The following is an 18,424-nucleotide window of genomic DNA, read 5'->3' as shown; positions in this document are numbered from 1 at the left end:
CCGCCTTACTGCGACTTGGCTTCGGCGGGCGGCGGGGCGGAGACCGGCAGCGCGACCGGCGCAGCGTTCTTGGCGCGCGGCTTGATCGTGCCCGCCTTGGGGGTCACCACGGCTCCCGGCTGGAGCCGCGCGAGGCCATCGAGCACCACCTTGTCGCCCGGCTTGATGCCGCTCCTCACCACGCGCAGGCCTTCGACCATCGGCCCGAGTTCGACGTTGCGCATCTCGACCTTGTTGTCCTTGCCCAGCACGAACACCGCGCGGCGGGTCTGGTCGGTGATGACCGCCTCGTCGGGCACCAGCAGGCCCTTGTAGGCGCCCGAGCCGAGCAGCCGCGCGCGTCCGAACAGGCCGGGGACGAGGAAACCGTCGGGGTTGGAAACCTCGGCGCGCGCCTTGATCGTGCCCGAACGCGGGTCGAGTGCGTTGTCGACGAACACCATCCGCCCGCGCCAGCGATAGCTGTCCTCGTCGGCGAGCTGAATCTCGACCGGGTTGGGCGCATAGCGCGAGGACTGGCGTTCGCCCTTGGCGTCCTGGCGGATATACTTGAGGTAGAAGCTCTCGGCCCCGTCGAAGGTGAACCAGATCGGATCGACCGAGACCACGCGGGTGAGCACGGTCTGCCCGGCGGTCACGTAGTCGCCAAGCGAGGCGCGGCGGTCCGAGACGCGGCCCGCCACCGGCGCGCGCACCTGCGTGAAGCTCAGATCGAGCCGCCGGGTCTCGGCGGTCGCGCGCGCGGCGGCGAGCGCGGCATCGGCTGCCTTCGCGGCGGCGGCCTTCTGGTCGTAGAGCTCCTTGCTGATCGCGTTGTCGGGCAGCAGCGTTTCGGCCCGGGCGAGTTCGCTGCGAGCGACGGCGGCATTGGCGCGGGCGCGCGCGACTTCGGCCTCGGCCTGGGCAAGTGCGGCGCGGAACGGGCGCGGGTCGATTTCGTAGAGCACCTGGCCCTTGCCCACCGCCAGCCCCTCGCGGAAGGCGATGCGGGTGACGTTGCCCGACACGCGCGGGACGACCTCGACATCGTCGATCGCCTCGAACCGGCCGACATAGTCGTCCCAGTCGGTGATGCTGCGTTCGAGCGGCGCCGCCACCGCGACGGTCGGCGGGGGCGGGGCGGGCGGAGTCGGCTGGGAACAGGCGGCCGCAGCCAGCAGCGCCGCAGCCACGAGGAGGGATCGTGTCTTTCGCATCATTTGCCACAATGCATGATATTAAAGACAGTTCGAGGGCGCGCGCATCGGCCCGTCGCTTTGCCGCAAGATCGGTGCAGCGGGCGCAAGCGCGGGGGGTCAGCCACGCTTGATGAGCAGCGCGGCGACCAACAGCAGCGCCGGAATGCCGACCGCGGCAAGGCCGAGCCACGCCTGCGTCAGCGCGCCGCCCGCGCAGCCCGCGGCAAAGGCGATCACCGCGCGCAGCATCTTGCCCTCGGCTCCGCTGGCGGGTGCGGCGGGGGCGAGGTGCACGATCTGCGCGGTGCGGATCGCGAGGGCGGCGACATTGCCGGTCATCACCGCAAAGGGCGGGCCCATCGCGGGGTTCAAGCGGTGCGCGGCGTTGAGCATGCCCATCGCCGCGATCAGCACCACGGCGCTCGCCGCGTCCCACGGCCCCGTGCCGAGCCATGCGCTCGCCCCCGCGACGGCGAGCATCAGCAGCGCGGCGCTCCACAGGATGCGCGGCAGGCGCGCGCCCAGCGCTCCGGTCAGCATCGCGGCGAGGAAGAAGACGGGGAGCGCGGCGAGTTGCAGCACCTCGGGCCCCTTGCCGGCTATGGCTTCGCCGCTCGCCAGCGCCGCGCCCAGCAGCACGAAGTTGCCGGTGACATGGGCAACGAACAGCCCCTTCATGTGGATGAAGGCGGCGGTGTCGACGAAGCCAGACAGGAAAGCGAGCAGCACCGCGACCAGCGGCAGGGCGGGGGAGGCGGAGGGCGCGGGAGCCTCGTTCAAGTTGCGCGCCCCGCTATCCATGCGGCAAGGCCGAGGCCGGCCATCAGCCCCATGTGCTCGAAGAAGGTGGTCGCATCGCGAAGCCACGCGCCCTCGGGCTTGGCCCAGAAGTTATGCGCCAGCAGCGTCGCGGCGAGGGTGAAGCCGGCCAGCAGTGCCGCGCCGAGCCATACTGCGCGGCCCCGCGCCAGCAGCAGCGCCGATCCGCCGAGCTGCACCGCGATCACCAGCATCGCGAGGGGCGCGGCAGGCTCGAACCCCGTCAGACCCCGCACCTCGGCGGTGGCTCCGGCGAAGTCCGACGCCTTGGTCACCCCGCTGAACAGGAAGGGCGAGGCGAGCGCGAGGCGCGCGAGCAGCAGAGCCGCGCCGCTCATACCGCCCAGCACGCGCAGCCGAGCGCGCCCCAGAAGCTCTTGAGATCGCCCACCGGCAGCCCCGCGCCCCAGCTCTTCGCGTGTTCGTGCCCGTGGACGCCGCAGGCCGTCGCGCAGCCGCAGGAAGCCGCCGCGACCTTCGCCAGCGCCGCCGCATCGGGCGCGGCCTTGTTGTAGCCGCCGAAGGTGCTCACCGGCGACCAGTCGGGCATGGCGGGGGGAAGGGGCGGGGCGAGGCCCTCGAAACCTTGCGCGCCATAGACCAGCTTGCCATCGACGATGGTGAGCACCGAGGTGATCTGGCGGATCTCGTCCCCCGGTACGGCGAAGTAATCACGGTCGAGCACGGCAAGATCGGCGAGCATCCCGGCTTCGATCCGGCCCTTGCGGCCCTCCTCGTTCGAGAACCAGGTGGTGTTCTCGGTCCACATCCGCAATGCGGTCTCGCGGTCGAGGAGGTTCCTTTGCGGATAGAGCCCGGTGCCGCCCAGGGTCTTGCCGGTGACGAGCCAGCTCAGCGAAACCCAGGGGTCATAGGAAGCGACGCGGGTCGCGTCCGTCCCCGCCGAGGTCTTCACTTCCGCCTCCAGCACCCGCTTGAAGGGCGGCGTCGCCTCGGCCGCACGCGCGCCATAGCGTTCGACAAAATATTCGCCCTGATAGGCCATGCGGTGCTGGAACGCGATTCCGCCGCCCAAGGCTGCGACGCGGTCGATCGAGCGTTCGCTGATCGTCTCGGCATGGTCGAAGAACCAGTGGATGCCGTCCAAGGGTATGTCGCGGTTGACCTTTTCGAACACGTCGAGCGCGCGGGTGATGGTCTCGTCATAGGTGGCATGCAGCCGCCACGGCCAGCGGTTCTGCGCGAGGATGCGGATGACGCCCTCAAGGTCGCCCTCCATGTTCGCGGGCATATCCGGGCGCGGCATCCGGAAATCCTCGAAATCCGCGGCCGAGAAGACCAGCATCTCGCCCGCGCCGTTGAGGCGGAAATAGTCGTCGCCCTGATGGTATTTCGCCGTCGAGGTCCAGCGCAGGAAGTCCTCCTTCTCCTCGCCCGCCTTCTGGGTGAAGAGGTTGTAGGCGATGCGGATCGTCAGTTGGCCGTCGTCGTGGAGCTTCTGGATTACGGCGTAATCGTCGGGATAGTTCTGGAAGCCGCCGCCTGCGTCGATCACGCTCGTCACCCCGAGCCGGTTGAGGTCGCGCATGAAGTGGCGGGTGGAATTGAGCTGGTAGTCGAAGGGCAGCTTCGGCCCCTTCGCCAGCGTCGAATAGAGGATGCCCGCATTGGGCGAGGCGATCAGCAGCCCGGTCGGGTTGCCGCTGGCGTCGCGCTGGATCGTGCCGCCGGGAGGATCGGGCGTGTCCTTGGTATAGCCCACCGCGCGCAGGGCAGCCGCGTTCAGTAGCGCGCGGTCGTAGAGGTGGAGAATGAAGACCGGCGTGTCGGGCGCGGCGGCGTTGATCTCGTCCAGTGTCGGCAGGCGCTTTTCGGCGAACTGGTGCTCGGAAAAGCCGCCGACCACGCGCACCCATTGCGGGGCGGGGGTGCGGGCCACCTGCGCGCGCAGCATCGCCATCGCGTCCGACAGGCTGGTGAGCCCGTCCCAGCGCAGCTCCATGTTGAAGTTCAAACCGCCGCGGATCACGTGGATGTGATTGTCGGCAAGGCCCGGGATCACCCGCCGCCCGCCGAGGTCGATCACTTTCGTGTCCGGCCCGGCCAGCGCCATCACCTCCGCGCGCGTTCCGACCGCGGCAAAGCGGTTTCCGGTGATCGCCACCGCCTCGGGTGCGGGATTGGCGCGGTCGAGGGTGGTGAACTTGCCATTCACGAGGATCGTGTCGGGCGTGGTCGTGGCGGCGTGCATCGGCGATCCCTTGAACAGCGGGGCAAGTCCGGCGAGCGCGATCCCTGCGCTGGCGGTGCGGCGGTCGATCATGCGTCCTGCTCTTGCCTGAGGCCGGAGCGGGCAGGGAGCGGGCCGAGGATATGCTCGGCACAGTCGGCCCGCGTTTCGGCGACGACGTCAGGCTGGCCGTGCCACACCCGCTTGGCAAACGGGACGATCTGCTCCCCCAGCAGGATGCCGAGCAGGCCGACCAGCGCGATCACCGGCGGGGCGGGGGAACGCACATTGAGCAGGCTGTAGACGATCCCGACCAGCAGGCCGGCGCCAAGGGCGGCAAGATAGGGCTTCATCGCGCGCGGCTCCTGCTTGCGAAGGAAAGATGGGGCCGGCCGCCCTGGGGACATGCGGCCGGCCCGTGTGCCGCTGGCCTTGCGGGGCCGCGCAAGACCGGCGGCAGCCGGCGGGAACGGGTCGGGACCGCTCCCGCAAGCTCGGTGCCTCAGCCCTCGTGCGCGTCCGCGCCGAGGATCGATTTGGCGTAGATGATGCCGAGCCCGTAGGCCCCGCCGTAGATCTTGGCCGTGCCGGTGACCGCTTCGTAGGTTGCGGCCCGCGCCCAGTCGCGCTGGAGTTCGAGCATGTATTGCAGCGAGGTGATGGGCCGCGCGCCGGCCTGCACCATGCGCTCCATCGCGCGTTCGTGCGCCTCGTCGCTGACGTCGCCGCAGGCATCGGCGATGACATAGACATCGAAGCCCTGATCAAGCGCCGAGATCGCCGGGCCGACGATGCACACGCTGGTCCACAGCCCGGCGAGCACGATGCGGCCCTTGGCCGACGCGTTGACCGCGGCGATGACGTTCTCGTCCTCCCAGCAGTTCATCGTCGTGCGGTCGATGATCGGCGCGCCGGGAAACTCGCGCTTGATCTCGTCATAGATCGGGCCGGAGAAGGACTTCTCGGCGACCGTGGTGAGGATCGTCGAAACGCCGAAAATCCGCGCGGCATTGCTGACGAGCGCGGCGTTGTTGCGCAGCATGATCGCGTCGATCGACTTGGTCGCGAAGCTCATCTGCGACTGGTGGTCGATCATGATCAGCAGGTGATCGGACGGCGCGAGCAGCGAGGCGCCGGGAGTGGCGGAGGCGGTGGGCATGGGGATGTCCTCTGACAGGGGTGGGTGTTGCCGCCATCCTATTGCGCCCGCGCCCGCCCCGCGCCGCAGGTCTTGCGCAGACTGGACCGAAATTGCGGTCAAGCGCAGGGGGCAGAGGCGAGGGCGGCACGCGGGCCTTGCGCGGCCGCCAAAGCGCAATAAGCTGCAAATCCGTGACCGGGATCGTCACCCGCCTTGCAACCGCCGGAACCGGAGGTCTCCTCCGTCCCGGCACCATCCGGGTTCGCGACGATGACGATTGAGCCACCCCGCTTTTCCCGCCCGTCCGGCCCGGGGCGCGGGCTCCACTTTTCCGACAGCTATGTCAAAGGCGAGCACGGCCAGTTCGTGCGCGACGTGGCGCAGGTCGGCAGCTTCGGGGCGAGCGCGCTGCTGGTCGACCAGCCCGCGGGCGATTACACCACCAGCGGCACCGACGATCTGGTGATGTGCACGATCCTCGGCGATCCGGTCGCGGCAGCGATCGATTTCGGCGCGGGACGCTTTGCGTTCCAGAGCGCGACCACCCCCTTCTTCCTCAGCCCGGCGCGCGCGCCCTCGGCCTTCGCGGTCGAGAACCGCCATGTCGCGCGCCTGCTCGCGGTGCCGATGAGCGAGGTGCGCGAGCTGCTCGGCCGCCACGGCTTTCGCGCCGATGACGAGCTCGAGCCGCTCTATGCCGGCGGGTTCGACGATCCCTTCCTCGCCGGACTGATGCCGCAGCTCGGGCAGGCGCTGGCCTTCGAGGGCAAGACGGGCGTGCTGCTTCAGGATTCGGTGCTGGTGACGATCATCCTCGCACTGCAACGCGCGGGCGGTTCGGCGCGCAAGACGGGCCTGCGCGTCACCGGCGGGCTCAGCCCGGCAATGGTGCGCAAGGCGACCGCCTTCCTGATGGACGGCATCGGCAATCCCAAGGGCCTGAAGGCGCTCGCCGAGCATTGCGGGATGTCCGAATTCCACCTCCAGCGCGCCTTCACCCGCTCGCTCGGCTGCTCGCCGCACCGCTGGCAGTTCCTGCGGCGGATGGAGCTCGCCTGCGCGCTGCTGCGCCAGCCGCAGCTGAGCGTGATCGAGGTCGCGCTGGCGGTGGGCTATGACAGTCCGCAGGGCTTCGGGCGCGTGTTCCGCGGGCATTTCGGCTGCACGCCCTCGGCCTTCCGCGAGGCGGTGCAATAGGCGCTGGCTGTCAGCCTGCGTCCGGCTCCCATTCGGGCGGGACGGTGAAGGCGTCGGTCCATTCGGGATGCTTGCGATACTGCGCGCGGACATAGGGGCAGATCGGGATAATCCGGAACCCCCGCGCCCGCGCGTCGGCGACCAGATATTCGACCAGCGCCAAGGCCGCGCCGCTCCCTTTGAGGCTGTCGGGTGCGATGGTGTGATCGGCGCTGATCACGCCCTCTTCACGGTGGGTGAAGGCGATGTAGGCCTCCCCCTCGCGGCCCTCGACGGTGGCGATGTAGCGGCCCCTTTTCCCTTTGGCCTGGCCGCGATCTTCGATGCGGATGGTGATCTCGCTCACGGCCCTAGAACCCCTTGAATTCGGGCAAGGGGGTGAATTCGCCATCGTCGTCGGGCGGCAGCAGGAAGCGCCCCTGCCGCCAGTCCTCCGCCGCCTGCTCGATCCGGTCCTTGCGCGAGTGGACGAAGTTCCAGAACATGAAGCGCTCGCCCACCGGCTCCCCGCCGAGCACCATGACGGTCGCCTCGGTCCCGGCCACCACCGGCACATCGCCGCCGGGCGCGAGCACCGCCATCGATCCCGCTTCGATCCGCTCGCCCGCGACCTCGGCGACACCGGAAGCGACGAACACCGCGCGCTCGGGATATTCCGCAGGCAGCACCCGCCGCGCGCCCGCCGCCATCTGCCAGTGGGCATAGAACTGCGGCGAATGCACCGGGGTGCCTGCGCGCATCCCCTCCATCTCGCCCGCGATCAGCCGCCCGCTTACACCGGCCTCGTTCCATGCGGGCAGATCGGCGTGGTGCGAGAAGGCGGGGTCAGCCTCCTCGAAGGCCTCGGGTAGCGCCACCCACGCCTGGATCCCGTGCATCAGCGCGCCGTGGAGCCGCGCGTGCTCGAAGCGCTCCGAATGGGTGATGCCCTTGCCGGCGATCATCCAGTTGACCTCGCCCGGATGGATGTCCTGATGCACGCCCAGACTGTCGCGGTGCGTGATCGCGCCGTCATAGAGATAGGTCACGGTCGCCAGCCCGATATGAGGATGGGGGCGCACGTCGAGGCTCTTCGGGATGCCGGGGGCCAGCTCCACCGGGCCGATATGGTCGAAGAAGATATAGGGCCCCACCATCCGCCGCGCGTGGAACGGCAGCACGCGGCCCACGGTGAACCCGCCGCCGAGGTCGTGGATGCGCTTGGTGATGATGCGTTCGATCATGGTAAAAGCTCCTTGGCGACGAGACTAGCGGCTCAGAAGGTGAATTGCAGCGTCGCTTCGACGAAATCTGACGGATCGGCAGGGCCACTCGCCCGGATGAAGTCCTGCGGGCGCGAATGGGTGAAGACGAGGCTGAGGAGCAGCCCTTCGCGCGGCGCCCATTCGGCCACGCCCGACAGCGCGGCATCGACGAAGCGGGCGCGCGCGTTGCCGGGCGCGCGCAGCAGCCCGCCTTGGGGCGTATAGACCCCGTCTGTCCGCTTCAGCCGCCAGAACAGGTTGAAATCGAGGCCGAGGCTGAGGTCCTCGCGCGGATGCACGGTCACATAAGGGTGCAGGTTGAAGAAGTTCGCCGGCCCCAGCACCGCATCCTCGGAGAAATAGCTCGCATTGGGATAGAGCGCGCTGAAGGTCGCCAGCCGCCCGTCACCGCGCGCGCCGTCGCCCGAGGCGATGTTGGCCGAGAGCATGACTTCGGGCTTCCACGCGCGGCTTTCCCAGCGGTATCCGGTCTTGGTGGCGAGCGTCCATGCGCGGATCGTGGCAGTGCCGAAGCGGCCGGTCTGGAAGACCGCCTCCCAGTCCCAGAACCACCCGCGCGCCTCGCCCGCCGCGCGCAGGCCCCATGAATGGCGGCGTTCGTCGGCGGTGCCTTCGATGGTGGGACGATTGTCCTGCGTTGTGCGCAGCCAATAGGCCTCGATTTTCCCGAGCGGCGTGGGGAAGCTCGCCTGCACGCCCGCCAGATCGCGCCCCTCGTTGCGGCCATCGTTGAACACGCCCTCGGGCCGCACCGCCACCAGCCTCAATGCGAAGGCGTCGAGCTCCAGCTTGCCGAGCGCCGCGTGCCCGCGCGCGCCGTCCCGTGTGCGGCGCACGGTCGTCCCGTCGCGCATCGCGACAAGGCGCTGCGAGCCCAAGCGGATTTCCTGCCGCCCGAGCCGCACGAAAGCCTCGCGCGGGCCGAGTTCGACGAAGGCCTCCTGAAGGTCGAGCACATTGCGCTCGACCGGCGAGGTCTCGTCGCCGCCTTGGATCAGCGCGCTCACCAGCGCGGCGCGGGCGCGGATCACGGGGGCCAGATCGGCATCGGCGGCGAGCGCGATGCGCTGCGTCCAGACGAGGCCCGCGTCGGGATCATCCGCATCGAAACCGATGGCGGATTGCCACGTCACCCGCTCGCGCACCTCGCCCGAGACAGTGATGGCGGGCGGGTCGGGGGGAGGCGGGGGATCAGGTCGTGGGGGCGCTTCGGCGGCGAGCGCCAGCGCGGCGCTCAGCACTCCGCCAGCCGCGGCGTGGCGAGCGCGCGGCGATAGGCTCCCGGGGTCATGCCGACATGGCGCTTGAACATCGCGTTGAGGTGGCTCTGCGAGGAAAAGCCCGCGGCATAGGCGACCTCGGCGATGCTGCCCTCGCGCGTCGCCAGCAATGTCTGCGCGCGGGCGACGCGGCGGGCGAGGACATATTGCAGCGGGCTCGATCCGGTGGCGCGCTTGAAGCAGCGCAGGAAGTGGAACCGCGAGAGGCCGGCGAGCCCTGCGAGATCGTCGATCCGCAGCGTGCTCTCGATATGGCTGTCGATGAAGTGGTCGATCGCGGCTAGGTGGCGCGGCTGGAGCCCGGCACGGCGGCGCGCGGGCGGCGGGCGCAGCGCGAAGGCGGCGGCGGCGGGGCGGATCGGTGCGTGCATCGACATTCTCCTCGTCTGTCCCTCCATCCGTTCGCGGACAGGTCTAGACGAGGCACGGGGGGCGATGCTGTGCAGCAATTGCTGCGGCAGGGCCGGGCTTGCGGCTAAAGGCGCGCGCGGGTCAGGGGCGGGACAGGCGGGGTCTCGCGGCGGGTTCGCGGGGGCCAGATCCCCCTCAGACCCCTGCCAGACGCGCCTAGACCCCCTCCAGACCCCCGGCTGCGCGATGTTTTGCGTGAAACATCGCGCGGTCAGGCGGCGGCGGGGATCATCGGCACGGTGATCGAACGCTCGCCCCCGAAATCCTCGCGCACCACGATCCGGCCCTGCCGTTCGAGATGCTCGAGCAGCCGCCGCACCCGGCTGGGCGAGGCGCTGCCGTAGAGGCGGCCCAGTTCCTCCTCGTCAGGCATGGCCGAGCCCGTATGTGCGGCAATGAGGATGGCGAGATAGGGGGCGAGGAGATCGTCCTCCACGCCCTCGGCAGCGCCGGCAATGGCGCTCTGAGCGGCCTCGCCAAGCTGGTCCAAGCCGCTGATTGCAAAGGCGAACATCCGCCGAAAGCGGGCGAGGTCGACATGGGCCGAGGCGATGGCGCGCTGGCGGCAGCGGATCGCGAAATCGCGGAACAGGGTCGCGGCGGGGCGGTAGGAGGCGCCCTCGGCCAGCGCGATCTCGCGGACGATTTCCTCGAGTGTTCCGCCGCTGCCCGGTTCCGGCGCGGGCGGGGTGGCGGGGGCGGGGCGGGGCGTTTCCGCGACGGGCTCGGGGAGCGGCGCTGTAGGCTTGACCTCCGGCAGCACGCGGGGGAGCGCGATCGCTTCCTCCAGATCGGCGCGCGGGGCAGGGGGCGGCGGGGCGCGGCGGACGGGCTGCGGCGCGCTCGCGGCCTCGGCCAGACGGTCGGTCAGCAGCGCCTCCATCGCGCCTTCCTCGGCCTGCGGGAGCGGGATCAGCGCCTGCGCCCCGCCGCGCCCCGAGGTCCGCACCGCGCCGACATTGACCGCCACCGGACGGCGGCTGATGGCGGGGCCAAGCCCGAGGAACTGCCCGCGCTGCAAATCGCGGATGCGCTCCGCCTGCCGCCGGTCCATGCCGAGCAGGTCTGCGGCGCGCTGCATGTCGATGTCGAGAAAAGTGCGTCCCATCAGGAAGTTGCTGGCTTCCGCCGCGACATTCTTGGCGAGCTTGGCAAGCCGCTGGGTGGCGACGATCCCGGCGAGGCCACGCTTGCGCCCGCGGCACATGAGGTTGGTCATCGCCGACAGGGTCATGCGGCGGGTGTCGTCGTTCATCTCGCCCGCCGCGGCAGGGGCGAACATCTGCGCCTCGTCGACCACCACGAGAGCGGGATACCAGTGCTCGCGCGGGGCATCGAACAGCGCCGTGAGGAACAGCGCGGCGCAGCGGATCTGCTGCTCGACCTCCAGCTCGTCGAGCGCCAGCACCACCGAGGCGCGATGCTGCCGGACGCGCGCGGCCAGCTCCTCGATCTCGCGCGGGGAATAGGCCCCGGCGTCGATCACCACATGCCCGAAAGCATCGGCGAGGGTGACGAAATCGCCTTCGGGATCGATCACGATCTGCTGCACTTGGCCCGCGCATTCCTCGAGCAGGCGGCGCAGCAGGTGCGATTTGCCCGAGCCCGAATTGCCCTGCACCAGCAGGCGCGTGGCGAGGAGCTCGGCAAGGTCCATGCCGATCGATGCCCCGTCAGGCCCGCGTCCGATGTCGATGGTGGCTGTCACGCCGACGGGATTAGGCAGCCTCGCGCGGCGGCGCAAAGGGAGGGGCGGAGTTTTCCAGCGATTCGAGCCGCACCGCGGCGCCGCCCGTCGCAAATTGACATGATAGATGTAATGTGAAACTCTCCGGAGCCTCAAGGAGACTCCGCATGACCCGTGCCGCGAAGAAGGCCGAAACCCGCGCCGCGATCCTCGATCTGGCGGCGAAACGCCTGCGGTCCGAAGGGCTGGCGGGCAACGGCGTGCAGCGCCTGATGCGCGATCTGGGGCTCACCCACGGGGGCTTCTATGTGCATTTCCCGAGCAAGGAGGCGCTCGATGTCGCCGCGCTCGAAGCCGCGCTGGCCGAGCGTGCGGCGCGCCTGCCCGCGACCCCGCCCGGCCTTTCGCGCGCCGAGCGCCGCAAGCTGCGCGCCCGCAGCTACCTCTCGCGCACCCACCGCGATGCGCCCGAGAGCGGCTGCCCGCTCGCCGCGCTGCTGAGCGAGGCGCCGCGCGCCGGCATGCCGGTGCGCGAGGCGTTCCAGTCGCTGCTAGCCGGGATCGTCACCGATGGCGACAATCCGCAAGACGCCGCGCCCCCGTCAGAGGAACTGGCGCTCGCCGCGCTGGCGATGGGCGGCCTCGCGCTCGCCCGCGCGGTGCCCGATCCGGCGCTGTCCGATGCGATCCTGCGCGCCTGCCGCGATGCCGCCGGCACGCTCGCCGATGCCTATGCCATGAAGGAAGGAGACCCCCGATGAGCGACTGGAAACCCACCGCCTGCCTGATCTGCTCGTTGAATTGCGGGATCGAGGTCCAGACCGAGGGCGCACACATCACCCGCGTGCGGGCCGACAAGAACCACCCCGTCAGCCAGGGCTATCTGTGCGAGAAGGCGCAGCGGATGGACGCCTACCAGCAGGGCCGCGACCGCCTCTCCTCCCCGATGCGCCGCCGCGCCGACGGCACTTACGAGGCGATCGACTGGGACACCGCCATCACCGAAATCGCGGCCAAACTCGCCGCGGTGCGCGACGCCCACGGGGGCGAGAGCATCTTCTATTACGGCGGCGGCGCACAGGGGAACCACCTGCCCGGCGTCTACGCCCAGAGCACGCTCGCCGCGCTCGGCGTGCGCTACCGCTCCAATGCCCTCGCGCAGGAGAAGACCGGCGAGGCCTGGGTGCAGGCGCGCATGTTCGGCTGCGGGATTCACCATGATTTCGAGCACGCCGAGGTCGCGCTCTTCATCGGCAAGAACCCGTGGCAATCGCACGGCTTCCCCCGTGCGCGGCTGGTGCTGCGCGAGATCGCGGCGGACCCGGGCCGCGCGATGATCGTGATCGACCCGCGCCGCTCCGAGACCGCGGCGATGGCCGATTTCCACCTCGCGATCCGCCCCGGCACCGACGCCTGGTGCCTCGGCGCGCTCGCGGCGATCCTGGTGCAGGAGGGCCTCGCCAACAGCGACTGGATGGCGAGCCACGTGTCCAACGCCGATCCGGTTCTGGACGCCCTCGCGCGCATTCCGGTGAGCCAGTTCGCGCAGGTTTGCGGGGTCGAGGAAGACCTGCTGCGCGCCGCCGCAAGGCGCATGGCGGCCGCCAAGACGCTCGCTTCGATGGAAGATCTCGGCATGCAGATGGGCGTCCATTCGACGCTCGGCTCCTATCTCCACCGCCTGCTGATCGGCCTCACCGGTGCTTTCGGACGCAAGGGGACGAGCTATGCCTTCATACCCTTCCGGCCGCTGGGCGCTGGCGGCGGCGGTTCGGCGAGCAAGACCTCAGGCGAGCGCAACTTCCGCCGTTCCCCCGTCACCGGCTTTCCCGTCATCATGGGCCTCATCCCCTGCAACGCGATCACCGAGGAAATCCTCACCGATCACCCCCACCGCTTCCGCGCGATGATCGTCGAGAGCGCCAATCCGGTGCATTCACTCGCAGACAGCAACCGGATGCGCGAGGCGCTGCGCGCGCTCGATGTCAGCGTGGTGATCGACGTCGCCATGACCGAGACCGCGCGCTCGGCCGACTATGTCCTCCCCGCCAGCAGCCAGTTCGAGAAGGCCGAGGCGAGCTTCTTCAACTTCGAGGCAGAGGCCAACGCCTTCCACCTGCGCCGCCCGCTGTTCCCCCCGCGTGAAGGCACGCGCGAGGAAGGGGCGATCCATGCCGCGCTGTGCGAGGCGCTGGGCGCTTTCGGCGAGGCCGAGGTCGCTCCTTTGCGCGCGGCGGCGGAAAAGAGCCTCGACACTCTTGCGATGGCCTTCATGCAGACCATCGGCGCAAATCCCGCATTGATGCCGGTCGCCTCGGCGCTGCTCTACCGTGCACTCGGGCCGGTGCTGCCCGAGGGGATGGGCAATGCCGCGGGCGTGTGGGGCGTGGCGCAGCTCTTTGTCAGCAGCTTCCCCGAGGAAGCCGCGCGCGCCGGGTTCGAAGGCCAGCTTGCCGGCAACCGCCTGTTCGAGGCGATCATGGCGTCCCCCTCGGGCGTGGTCTTCGCGCGGCAGGACGCCGAGGACAGCTGGAAGCGCCTGCGCAGCCCGGGCCAGCAGATCAACCTCCACATCCCCGAGATGCTCGAGCTTCTGGTGGGCCTCGACCCCGAAGGCCCCCCGCGCGATCCCGATTATCCCTTCATCCTTTCGGCCGGCGAGCGGCGGACCGAGACCAGCAACACCTCGATCCGCAATCCTGACTGGCTGAGGAAGGGCGAGCTCGAGAGCACGCTGCGCATCCACCCCGATGATGCCGCCGGGCTGGGGCTGGCCGAGGGCGCTCCGGTCGATGTCGTCACCACCCGCGGGCGCACGCGCACCGTGGTCGAACTGCACGAGGGCAGCCGCCGCGGGCACGTATCGCTCCCCAACGGGCTTGGCCTCGACGTGACGGGCGCCGACGGGACGGTGCGCCGCCACGGGGTCGCATTGAATGAGCTCACCGACTACCGCTGGCGCGATCCGGTGGTGGGGACGCCCTGGCACAAATATGTGCCCGCGCGGCTCGAACCGGTGGGCTAGGGGCGTCGGCAGTCGGTTTCGGGTTCCTTAGGACTTGCGCGGCTAAGGCGGGCGGCCAAGACCCTGCCTGCCGGAAGACCCGCCGTGACGAATGAAGCTGCCGCCCCCGTGATCGCCGTTATCGGCCTTGGCTATGTCGGCCTGCCGCTCGCGGCCGAGTTCGGCAAGCACCGCGCGGTGATCGGCTTCGATATCGACGCGGGCCGCATCGCCGAACTGTCCGCCGGGCATGACCGCACCCTCGAAGTTGCGCCGGAAGAGCTGGCCGCCGCGCGCCATCTTCGGCTTTCGAGCGATCCTGCCGATCTGACCGAAGCGGGGATTTTCATCGTCACCGTCCCGACGCCCATCGACGCGCACAAGCGCCCCGATCTCGGCCCGCTGCTGCGCGCGACCGAGACCGTGGGCCGGGCGATGCGCAAGGGGGCGATCGTGATCTATGAAAGCACGGTCTATCCCGGTGCCACCGAGGAGGACTGTGTGCCGCTGCTCGAGAAGTTCTCGGGCCTCACCTACAATGTCGATTTCTTCTGCGGTTACAGCCCCGAACGCATCAATCCGGGCGACAAGGCGCACCGGCTGACCACGATCCTCAAGGTCACCTCGGGCTCGACGCCCGAGGCCGCCGCGGCGGTCGATGCGCTCTATGGCGAGATCATCACCGCAGGCACTTACCGGGCCGAGAGCATCCGTGTCGCCGAAGCCGCCAAGGTGATCGAGAACACCCAGCGCGATCTCAACATCGCGCTGGTGAACGAGCTCGCCATCATCTTCGAGCGCATGGGGATCGATACCGGAGCGGTGCTCGCGGCGGCGGGGACCAAGTGGAACTTCCTGCCCTTCCGCCCCGGGCTGGTCGGCGGGCACTGCATCGGGGTCGATCCCTATTACCTCACCCACAAGGCCGAGGCGCTGGGCTATCACCCCGACGTGATCCTGGCCGGGCGGCGGATCAACGACGGGATGGGGGCCTATGCGGCGCAGGCGCTGGTCAAGGCGATGCTGCGGCGGCGCATCCACGTGGGCGGCGCGCGGATCCTGGTGCTGGGGCTCGCCTTTAAGGAAAACTGCCCCGATCTGCGCAACACCCGCGTGGTCGATGTGGTGGCCGAACTGCGCGACTATGGCGCGCTGGTGGACGTCCACGATCCGCTGGTCGATCCGGCCGAGGCGCGGCGCGAATACGGGCTCGATCTGGTGAGTGCGCCGGAGCGGGGCGTCTATGACGGCGTGATCCTCGCAGTGGCGCACGAGGCGTTCCGCGCAGGCGGCGCGGCAGCCATTCGCAGCTTTGGCCGCAGCGAGAGCGTGTTCTTCGATCTGAAGAGCGTGTTCGACCGCAGCGAGAGCGACCTCAGGCTCTGACCGGCGGGGATCGGGGGCGGCCAAGGCACCCCCGGTTCAGCGGGCTTTCGCAGACTGTTCGCGCGGTGCCAGCGCCACTCAGACCCCCTCCAGACCCCTCCTAGACCCCCTCCAGACCCCTCTCGTCGCGATGTTTCCCGTGAAACATTGCGCAGCGGCCGCTGGCGCGGGGGAATCGCGGCTGCTAGTCCGGCAGGCGTGCTGGGGGACATGAACTTCACCGGGGTATGGCGCGACTATCAGGCCCGCGTGCTGGAGGAGATGGACCGCCATCTCGATGACCGCCGCCTCCACGTCGTCGCCGCGCCCGGAGCGGGCAAGACGGTGCTCGGCCTCGAGATTGTCCGCCGCCTCGGCCGCCCCGCGCTCGTCTTCGCCCCGACCATCGCGATCCGCGACCAGTGGGAGCAGCGGCTCTGCCCGCTGTTCCTCGAGAGGCCCCCACAAGGCGGCGCGGTGTCGCGTGATCTGGCCCAGCCGGCGGCGCTGACGCTGACCACCTATCAGGCTCTCGACAGCCTCAGGCGGGGCGAGGACATGGCGGCGCTCGTGGCGCGGCTCGGCGCGCTCGGGCCGCTCACGCTGGTGCTGGACGAGGCGCACCACCTGCGGCGCGAGTGGTGGAAGTGTCTGGATGAATTGATAAATTCGCTGGAAGGCGCGCATGTCGTCGCGCTCACCGCGACCCCGCCCTATGATGCGGGCCATGCCGAATGGACGCGCTACGAGGCGCTGTGCGGGCCGATCGACATGGAGATCGGCATCCCCGAACTGGTGCGCAACGGCGACCTGTGCCCGCATCAGGATCACCTCGTTCTGTCCGCCCCCACCGCCGATGCCATCGACCTTTTGGAACGACGCCGCGCGGCGGTCTCGGCGCTGGTGCAGGACCTGCGCGAGGACTGGGGCCTGCTCGACTGGCTCGCCGCGCACCCCTGGCTGACCGACCCCGAGGCGCACGTGGAAGCGATCCTCGAAGCGCCCGAGATGCTCTCGGCGGTGCTGGTGCTGCTGGCCTCGGCCGGCCACGATCTGCCCCGCGCGCCGCTGAAGCTGCTGGGGGTACGCGCGCGCGATGTGCCCGCGCCTTCGGCCTTCTGGATGGAGCGTTTCCTCGACGGGATCATCGCCCGCCACGCCGCCGTCTTCCCGCTCGATCCGGCGCGGTTGAAGGAACTGCGGGAGCGGCTCCATCAGCACGGGCTGATCGAGGGCGGGCGCGTGCGGCTCGGCCAGACGCGCGCGGTGTTCAAGCTGATGAGCGCGAGCCTCGCCAAACTCGCCTCGATCACCGCCATCGCCCGAGCGGAAAATGCGGCGCTGGGTGACGATTTGCGAATGGTGATCCTGTCCGACCACATCCGCGCGGGCGAGCTGCCGACCCGCCCCGACGCGCCTTTCGTTCCCGCCAAGCTCGGTGTGGTGCCGATCTTCGAGGTGCTCCGGCGCGAGGCGATCGATGCGCGGCATCTGGGCGTGCTGACGGGAAGTCTGGTGATCCTGCCCGAGAGCGCGGTGGAGAGCCTACAGGCTGTGGCGGTGGAGTGCGGCTATGCGGCGGACACGTTCCGCACCGCTCCGCTGCCCGGCTGCCCCGGCCATGTCGGCGTGGAGTGCCGCAGCGGAGGCTCCGCCGCGCTGGTGCGGGTGGTGACCGCGCTGTTCACCCGCGGCGATCTCCACATCCTCGTCGGCACGCAGTCGCTGCTGGGCGAGGGGTGGGATGCGCCCGCGCTGAATTCACTGGTGCTGGCGAGCAATGCGGCCTCTTTCATGCTCTCGAACCAGATGCGCGGACGGGCGATCCGGATCGATCCGGCGCGGCCTGAAAAGGTGTCGAATATCTGGCACTTGGCTACCATCGACCCCGGCGAGAGCGCGCAGTGGGAACAGGTCGCCCGCCCGCTCGAATGGGGCTTTCTGGAGGACGGTGGGGCAGACGAGGTCTCGGACATCGATGTCGTCGCCCGGCGCTTCAAGGCCTTCGAGGGGATCGCCAACGGGGCATCGACCCTGATCGAGGACGGGGTGGCGCGGCTCGGGATCGACCCTGCGGCAGGGCTCGCGGCGAACAACGCGCGCACCTTCGCCATCGCCGCCGACCGCCCCGCCATCGCCGAGCGCTGGCGCGTGTCGCTGGGCGAGGGCGAGCCCCGCGCCCGTGTGCGCGAGACCGCTGCTGCCACCCATGCCCCGCGCGCGCTCAGCTGGTACGACACGCTCCACGCCCTCGGCTGGAGCGCGGCGGGGAGCGGGGCGATGGCCGCGGCCGAGGCAGTGCGCGACCTGCCCGGCTATGCGGGGCTCGGCACGATCGCGCTGGGGCTGGCTGGCGCGGCGACCCTCGCAAGCCTCCCGCGCCTGTTCAAGGCCGGTCGGCTCGCATGGCGCAACGGCTCGCTCGAGGGTTCGCTCCATCAGGTCGCCTGGGTCACCTTCAAGGCGCTGGTCGACGCCGGCGCGATCAGCGGCTTCGAGCTGGAAGGGGTGGGCATCGCGGTGCGCACCAGCCTCGACGGGCGCAAGGACGTGATCCTGACCGGCGTCAGCCGCGCGGCGGAACGGCATGTGATGCAGGGCCTCGCCGAGATCCTCGGCCCGGTGCAGAACCCGCGCTACCTGCTGGTGCGCCGGTCGTGGCTGGGGTGGAAGCGGCGTACGGACTATCACGCCGTCCCGGCCACACTTGCCGCGCGCAAGGAATTCGCCGAGCGCTTTGCCGAGCTGTGGCGCGAGAATGTCGGCTCCTCCGATCTGGTCTTCGCCCTCACCCCCGAGGGCCGCCGCCTGCTGCTGCGCGCCCGCGCCGCCTCGCTCGCCGCCGGGTTCCAGCGCCGGGTCGAGCGCCGTTCGGTGTGGCTCTGA

At 69.9% G+C, this 18,424-nt stretch carries 16 protein-coding genes; 5 read left to right on the top strand and 11 right to left on the bottom strand.

Annotated elements, in window-relative coordinates:
• Positions 1 to 5 precede the first annotated feature (5 nt).
• The 6 genes from BZF57_RS16785 to BZF57_RS16760 all read right to left on the bottom strand — a co-directional run bounded on the left by BZF57_RS16785 (position 6) and on the right by BZF57_RS16760 (position 5,347).
• Positions 6 to 1,172: an efflux RND transporter periplasmic adaptor subunit gene (locus BZF57_RS16785; RefSeq protein WP_240506026.1), complete on the bottom strand. Its 1,167-nt coding sequence runs from the start codon at positions 1,170 to 1,172 to the stop codon at positions 6 to 8.
• Between the two features lie 123 nt (positions 1,173 to 1,295).
• The gene (locus BZF57_RS16780) at positions 1,296 to 1,958 is read right to left on the bottom strand and encodes a DUF1275 family protein (protein ID WP_162291034.1); all 663 of its coding nucleotides are present in this window, start codon (positions 1,956 to 1,958) and stop codon (positions 1,296 to 1,298) included.
• Positions 1,955 to 2,335, bottom strand: a complete 381-nt coding sequence (locus BZF57_RS16775; RefSeq protein WP_086740150.1) for a DoxX family protein — start codon at positions 2,333 to 2,335, stop codon at positions 1,955 to 1,957. Before BZF57_RS16775 ends, BZF57_RS16780 begins: the two co-directional genes overlap by 4 nt.
• Positions 2,332 to 4,209 carry an amidohydrolase gene (locus BZF57_RS16770; protein ID WP_420810222.1) on the bottom strand — a complete coding sequence of 626 codons (1,878 nt, stop codon included), beginning with the start codon at positions 4,207 to 4,209 and terminating at the stop codon, positions 2,332 to 2,334. Before BZF57_RS16770 ends, BZF57_RS16775 begins: the two co-directional genes overlap by 4 nt.
• 68 nt (positions 4,210 to 4,277) lie before the next feature.
• Positions 4,278 to 4,541: a DUF1427 family protein gene (locus BZF57_RS16765; protein ID WP_086740146.1), complete on the bottom strand. Its 264-nt coding sequence runs from the start codon at positions 4,539 to 4,541 to the stop codon at positions 4,278 to 4,280.
• Positions 4,542 to 4,690: 149 nt separating this feature from the next.
• Positions 4,691 to 5,347 (bottom strand): hydrolase, encoded by a 657-nt coding sequence (locus tag BZF57_RS16760; RefSeq protein WP_086740145.1) that lies wholly within the window; start codon positions 5,345 to 5,347, stop codon positions 4,691 to 4,693.
• A gap of 252 nt (positions 5,348 to 5,599) precedes the next feature.
• On the opposite strand from BZF57_RS16760, the gene BZF57_RS16755 reads away from it, so the two are divergent.
• Complete coding sequence (locus tag BZF57_RS16755) at positions 5,600 to 6,526, top strand: helix-turn-helix transcriptional regulator (protein ID WP_086740143.1); 927 nt, start codon at positions 5,600 to 5,602, stop codon at positions 6,524 to 6,526.
• A 10-nt stretch (positions 6,527 to 6,536) separates the two neighbouring features.
• Here the strand turns inward: BZF57_RS16755 and BZF57_RS16750 are convergent, their stop codons facing one another.
• The 5 genes from BZF57_RS16750 to BZF57_RS16730 form a co-directional block, all read right to left on the bottom strand.
• Positions 6,537 to 6,872, bottom strand: coding sequence for a GNAT family N-acetyltransferase (locus BZF57_RS16750; RefSeq protein ID WP_206073289.1), 336 nt, complete (start codon positions 6,870 to 6,872; stop codon positions 6,537 to 6,539).
• 4 nt (positions 6,873 to 6,876) lie between these two features.
• The gene (locus BZF57_RS16745; protein WP_086740139.1) at positions 6,877 to 7,749 is read right to left on the bottom strand and encodes a pirin family protein; all 873 of its coding nucleotides are present in this window, start codon (positions 7,747 to 7,749) and stop codon (positions 6,877 to 6,879) included.
• Between the two features lie 32 nt (positions 7,750 to 7,781).
• Positions 7,782 to 9,032 carry an alginate export family protein gene (locus BZF57_RS16740; RefSeq protein ID WP_086740137.1) on the bottom strand — a complete coding sequence of 417 codons (1,251 nt, stop codon included), beginning with the start codon at positions 9,030 to 9,032 and terminating at the stop codon, positions 7,782 to 7,784.
• A complete protein-coding gene (locus BZF57_RS16735) occupies positions 9,026 to 9,442 on the bottom strand; it encodes a helix-turn-helix domain-containing protein (RefSeq protein WP_162291033.1) in 417 nt (138 codons plus the stop codon). Before BZF57_RS16735 ends, BZF57_RS16740 begins: the two co-directional genes overlap by 7 nt.
• A 251-nt stretch (positions 9,443 to 9,693) precedes the next feature.
• Positions 9,694 to 11,190: a helicase HerA domain-containing protein gene (locus BZF57_RS16730; protein WP_086740132.1), complete on the bottom strand. Its 1,497-nt coding sequence runs from the start codon at positions 11,188 to 11,190 to the stop codon at positions 9,694 to 9,696.
• 146 nt (positions 11,191 to 11,336) lie between these two features.
• On the opposite strand from BZF57_RS16730, the gene BZF57_RS16725 reads away from it, so the two are divergent.
• The 4 genes from BZF57_RS16725 (at position 11,337) to BZF57_RS16710 (ending at position 18,424) form a co-directional block, all read left to right on the top strand.
• On the top strand, positions 11,337 to 11,930 hold the full coding sequence (locus BZF57_RS16725) for a TetR/AcrR family transcriptional regulator (RefSeq protein WP_086740129.1): 594 nt from the start codon (positions 11,337 to 11,339) through the stop codon (positions 11,928 to 11,930).
• The gene (locus tag BZF57_RS16720) at positions 11,927 to 14,194 is read left to right on the top strand and encodes a molybdopterin-dependent oxidoreductase (RefSeq protein ID WP_086740126.1); all 2,268 of its coding nucleotides are present in this window, start codon (positions 11,927 to 11,929) and stop codon (positions 14,192 to 14,194) included. The genes BZF57_RS16725 and BZF57_RS16720 overlap by 4 nt, the downstream gene beginning before the upstream one ends.
• Before the next feature lie 84 nt (positions 14,195 to 14,278).
• Complete coding sequence (gene tviB / locus BZF57_RS16715; RefSeq protein WP_086740124.1) at positions 14,279 to 15,559, top strand: Vi polysaccharide biosynthesis UDP-N-acetylglucosamine C-6 dehydrogenase TviB; 1,281 nt, start codon at positions 14,279 to 14,281, stop codon at positions 15,557 to 15,559.
• Positions 15,560 to 15,769: 210 nt separating this feature from the next.
• On the top strand, positions 15,770 to 18,424 hold the full coding sequence (locus tag BZF57_RS16710; protein WP_086740121.1) for a DEAD/DEAH box helicase family protein: 2,655 nt from the start codon (positions 15,770 to 15,772) through the stop codon (positions 18,422 to 18,424).

The organism is Erythrobacter colymbi (assembly GCF_002155685.1).
Taxonomy (GTDB): domain Bacteria; phylum Pseudomonadota; class Alphaproteobacteria; order Sphingomonadales; family Sphingomonadaceae; genus Erythrobacter; species Erythrobacter colymbi.
The sequence above is the reverse complement of the archived record's forward strand: the minus strand, read 5'-3'. Positions and strand labels throughout refer to the sequence as shown.

What these genes read in the sequence shown, in the direction of transcription:
- BZF57_RS16775 (WP_086740150.1), bottom strand. Translation starts at nt 2,335, where the DNA reads ATGAGCGGCGCGGCTCTGCTGCTCGCGCGCCTCGCGCTCGCCTCGCCC.
- BZF57_RS16770 (WP_420810222.1), bottom strand. Translation starts at nt 4,209, where the DNA reads ATGCACGCCGCCACGACCACGCCCGACACGATCCTCGTGAATGGCAAG.
- BZF57_RS16765 (WP_086740146.1), bottom strand. Translation starts at nt 4,541, where the DNA reads ATGAAGCCCTATCTTGCCGCCCTTGGCGCCGGCCTGCTGGTCGGGATC.
- BZF57_RS16760 (WP_086740145.1), bottom strand. Translation starts at nt 5,347, where the DNA reads ATGCCCACCGCCTCCGCCACTCCCGGCGCCTCGCTGCTCGCGCCGTCC.
- BZF57_RS16755 (WP_086740143.1), top strand. Translation starts at nt 5,600, where the DNA reads ATGACGATTGAGCCACCCCGCTTTTCCCGCCCGTCCGGCCCGGGGCGC.
- BZF57_RS16745 (WP_086740139.1), bottom strand. Translation starts at nt 7,749, where the DNA reads ATGATCGAACGCATCATCACCAAGCGCATCCACGACCTCGGCGGCGGG.
- BZF57_RS16735 (WP_162291033.1), bottom strand. Translation starts at nt 9,442, where the DNA reads ATGCACGCACCGATCCGCCCCGCCGCCGCCGCCTTCGCGCTGCGCCCG.
- BZF57_RS16725 (WP_086740129.1), top strand. Translation starts at nt 11,337, where the DNA reads ATGACCCGTGCCGCGAAGAAGGCCGAAACCCGCGCCGCGATCCTCGAT.
- BZF57_RS16720 (WP_086740126.1), top strand. Translation starts at nt 11,927, where the DNA reads ATGAGCGACTGGAAACCCACCGCCTGCCTGATCTGCTCGTTGAATTGC.
- BZF57_RS16710 (WP_086740121.1), top strand. Translation starts at nt 15,770, where the DNA reads ATGAACTTCACCGGGGTATGGCGCGACTATCAGGCCCGCGTGCTGGAG.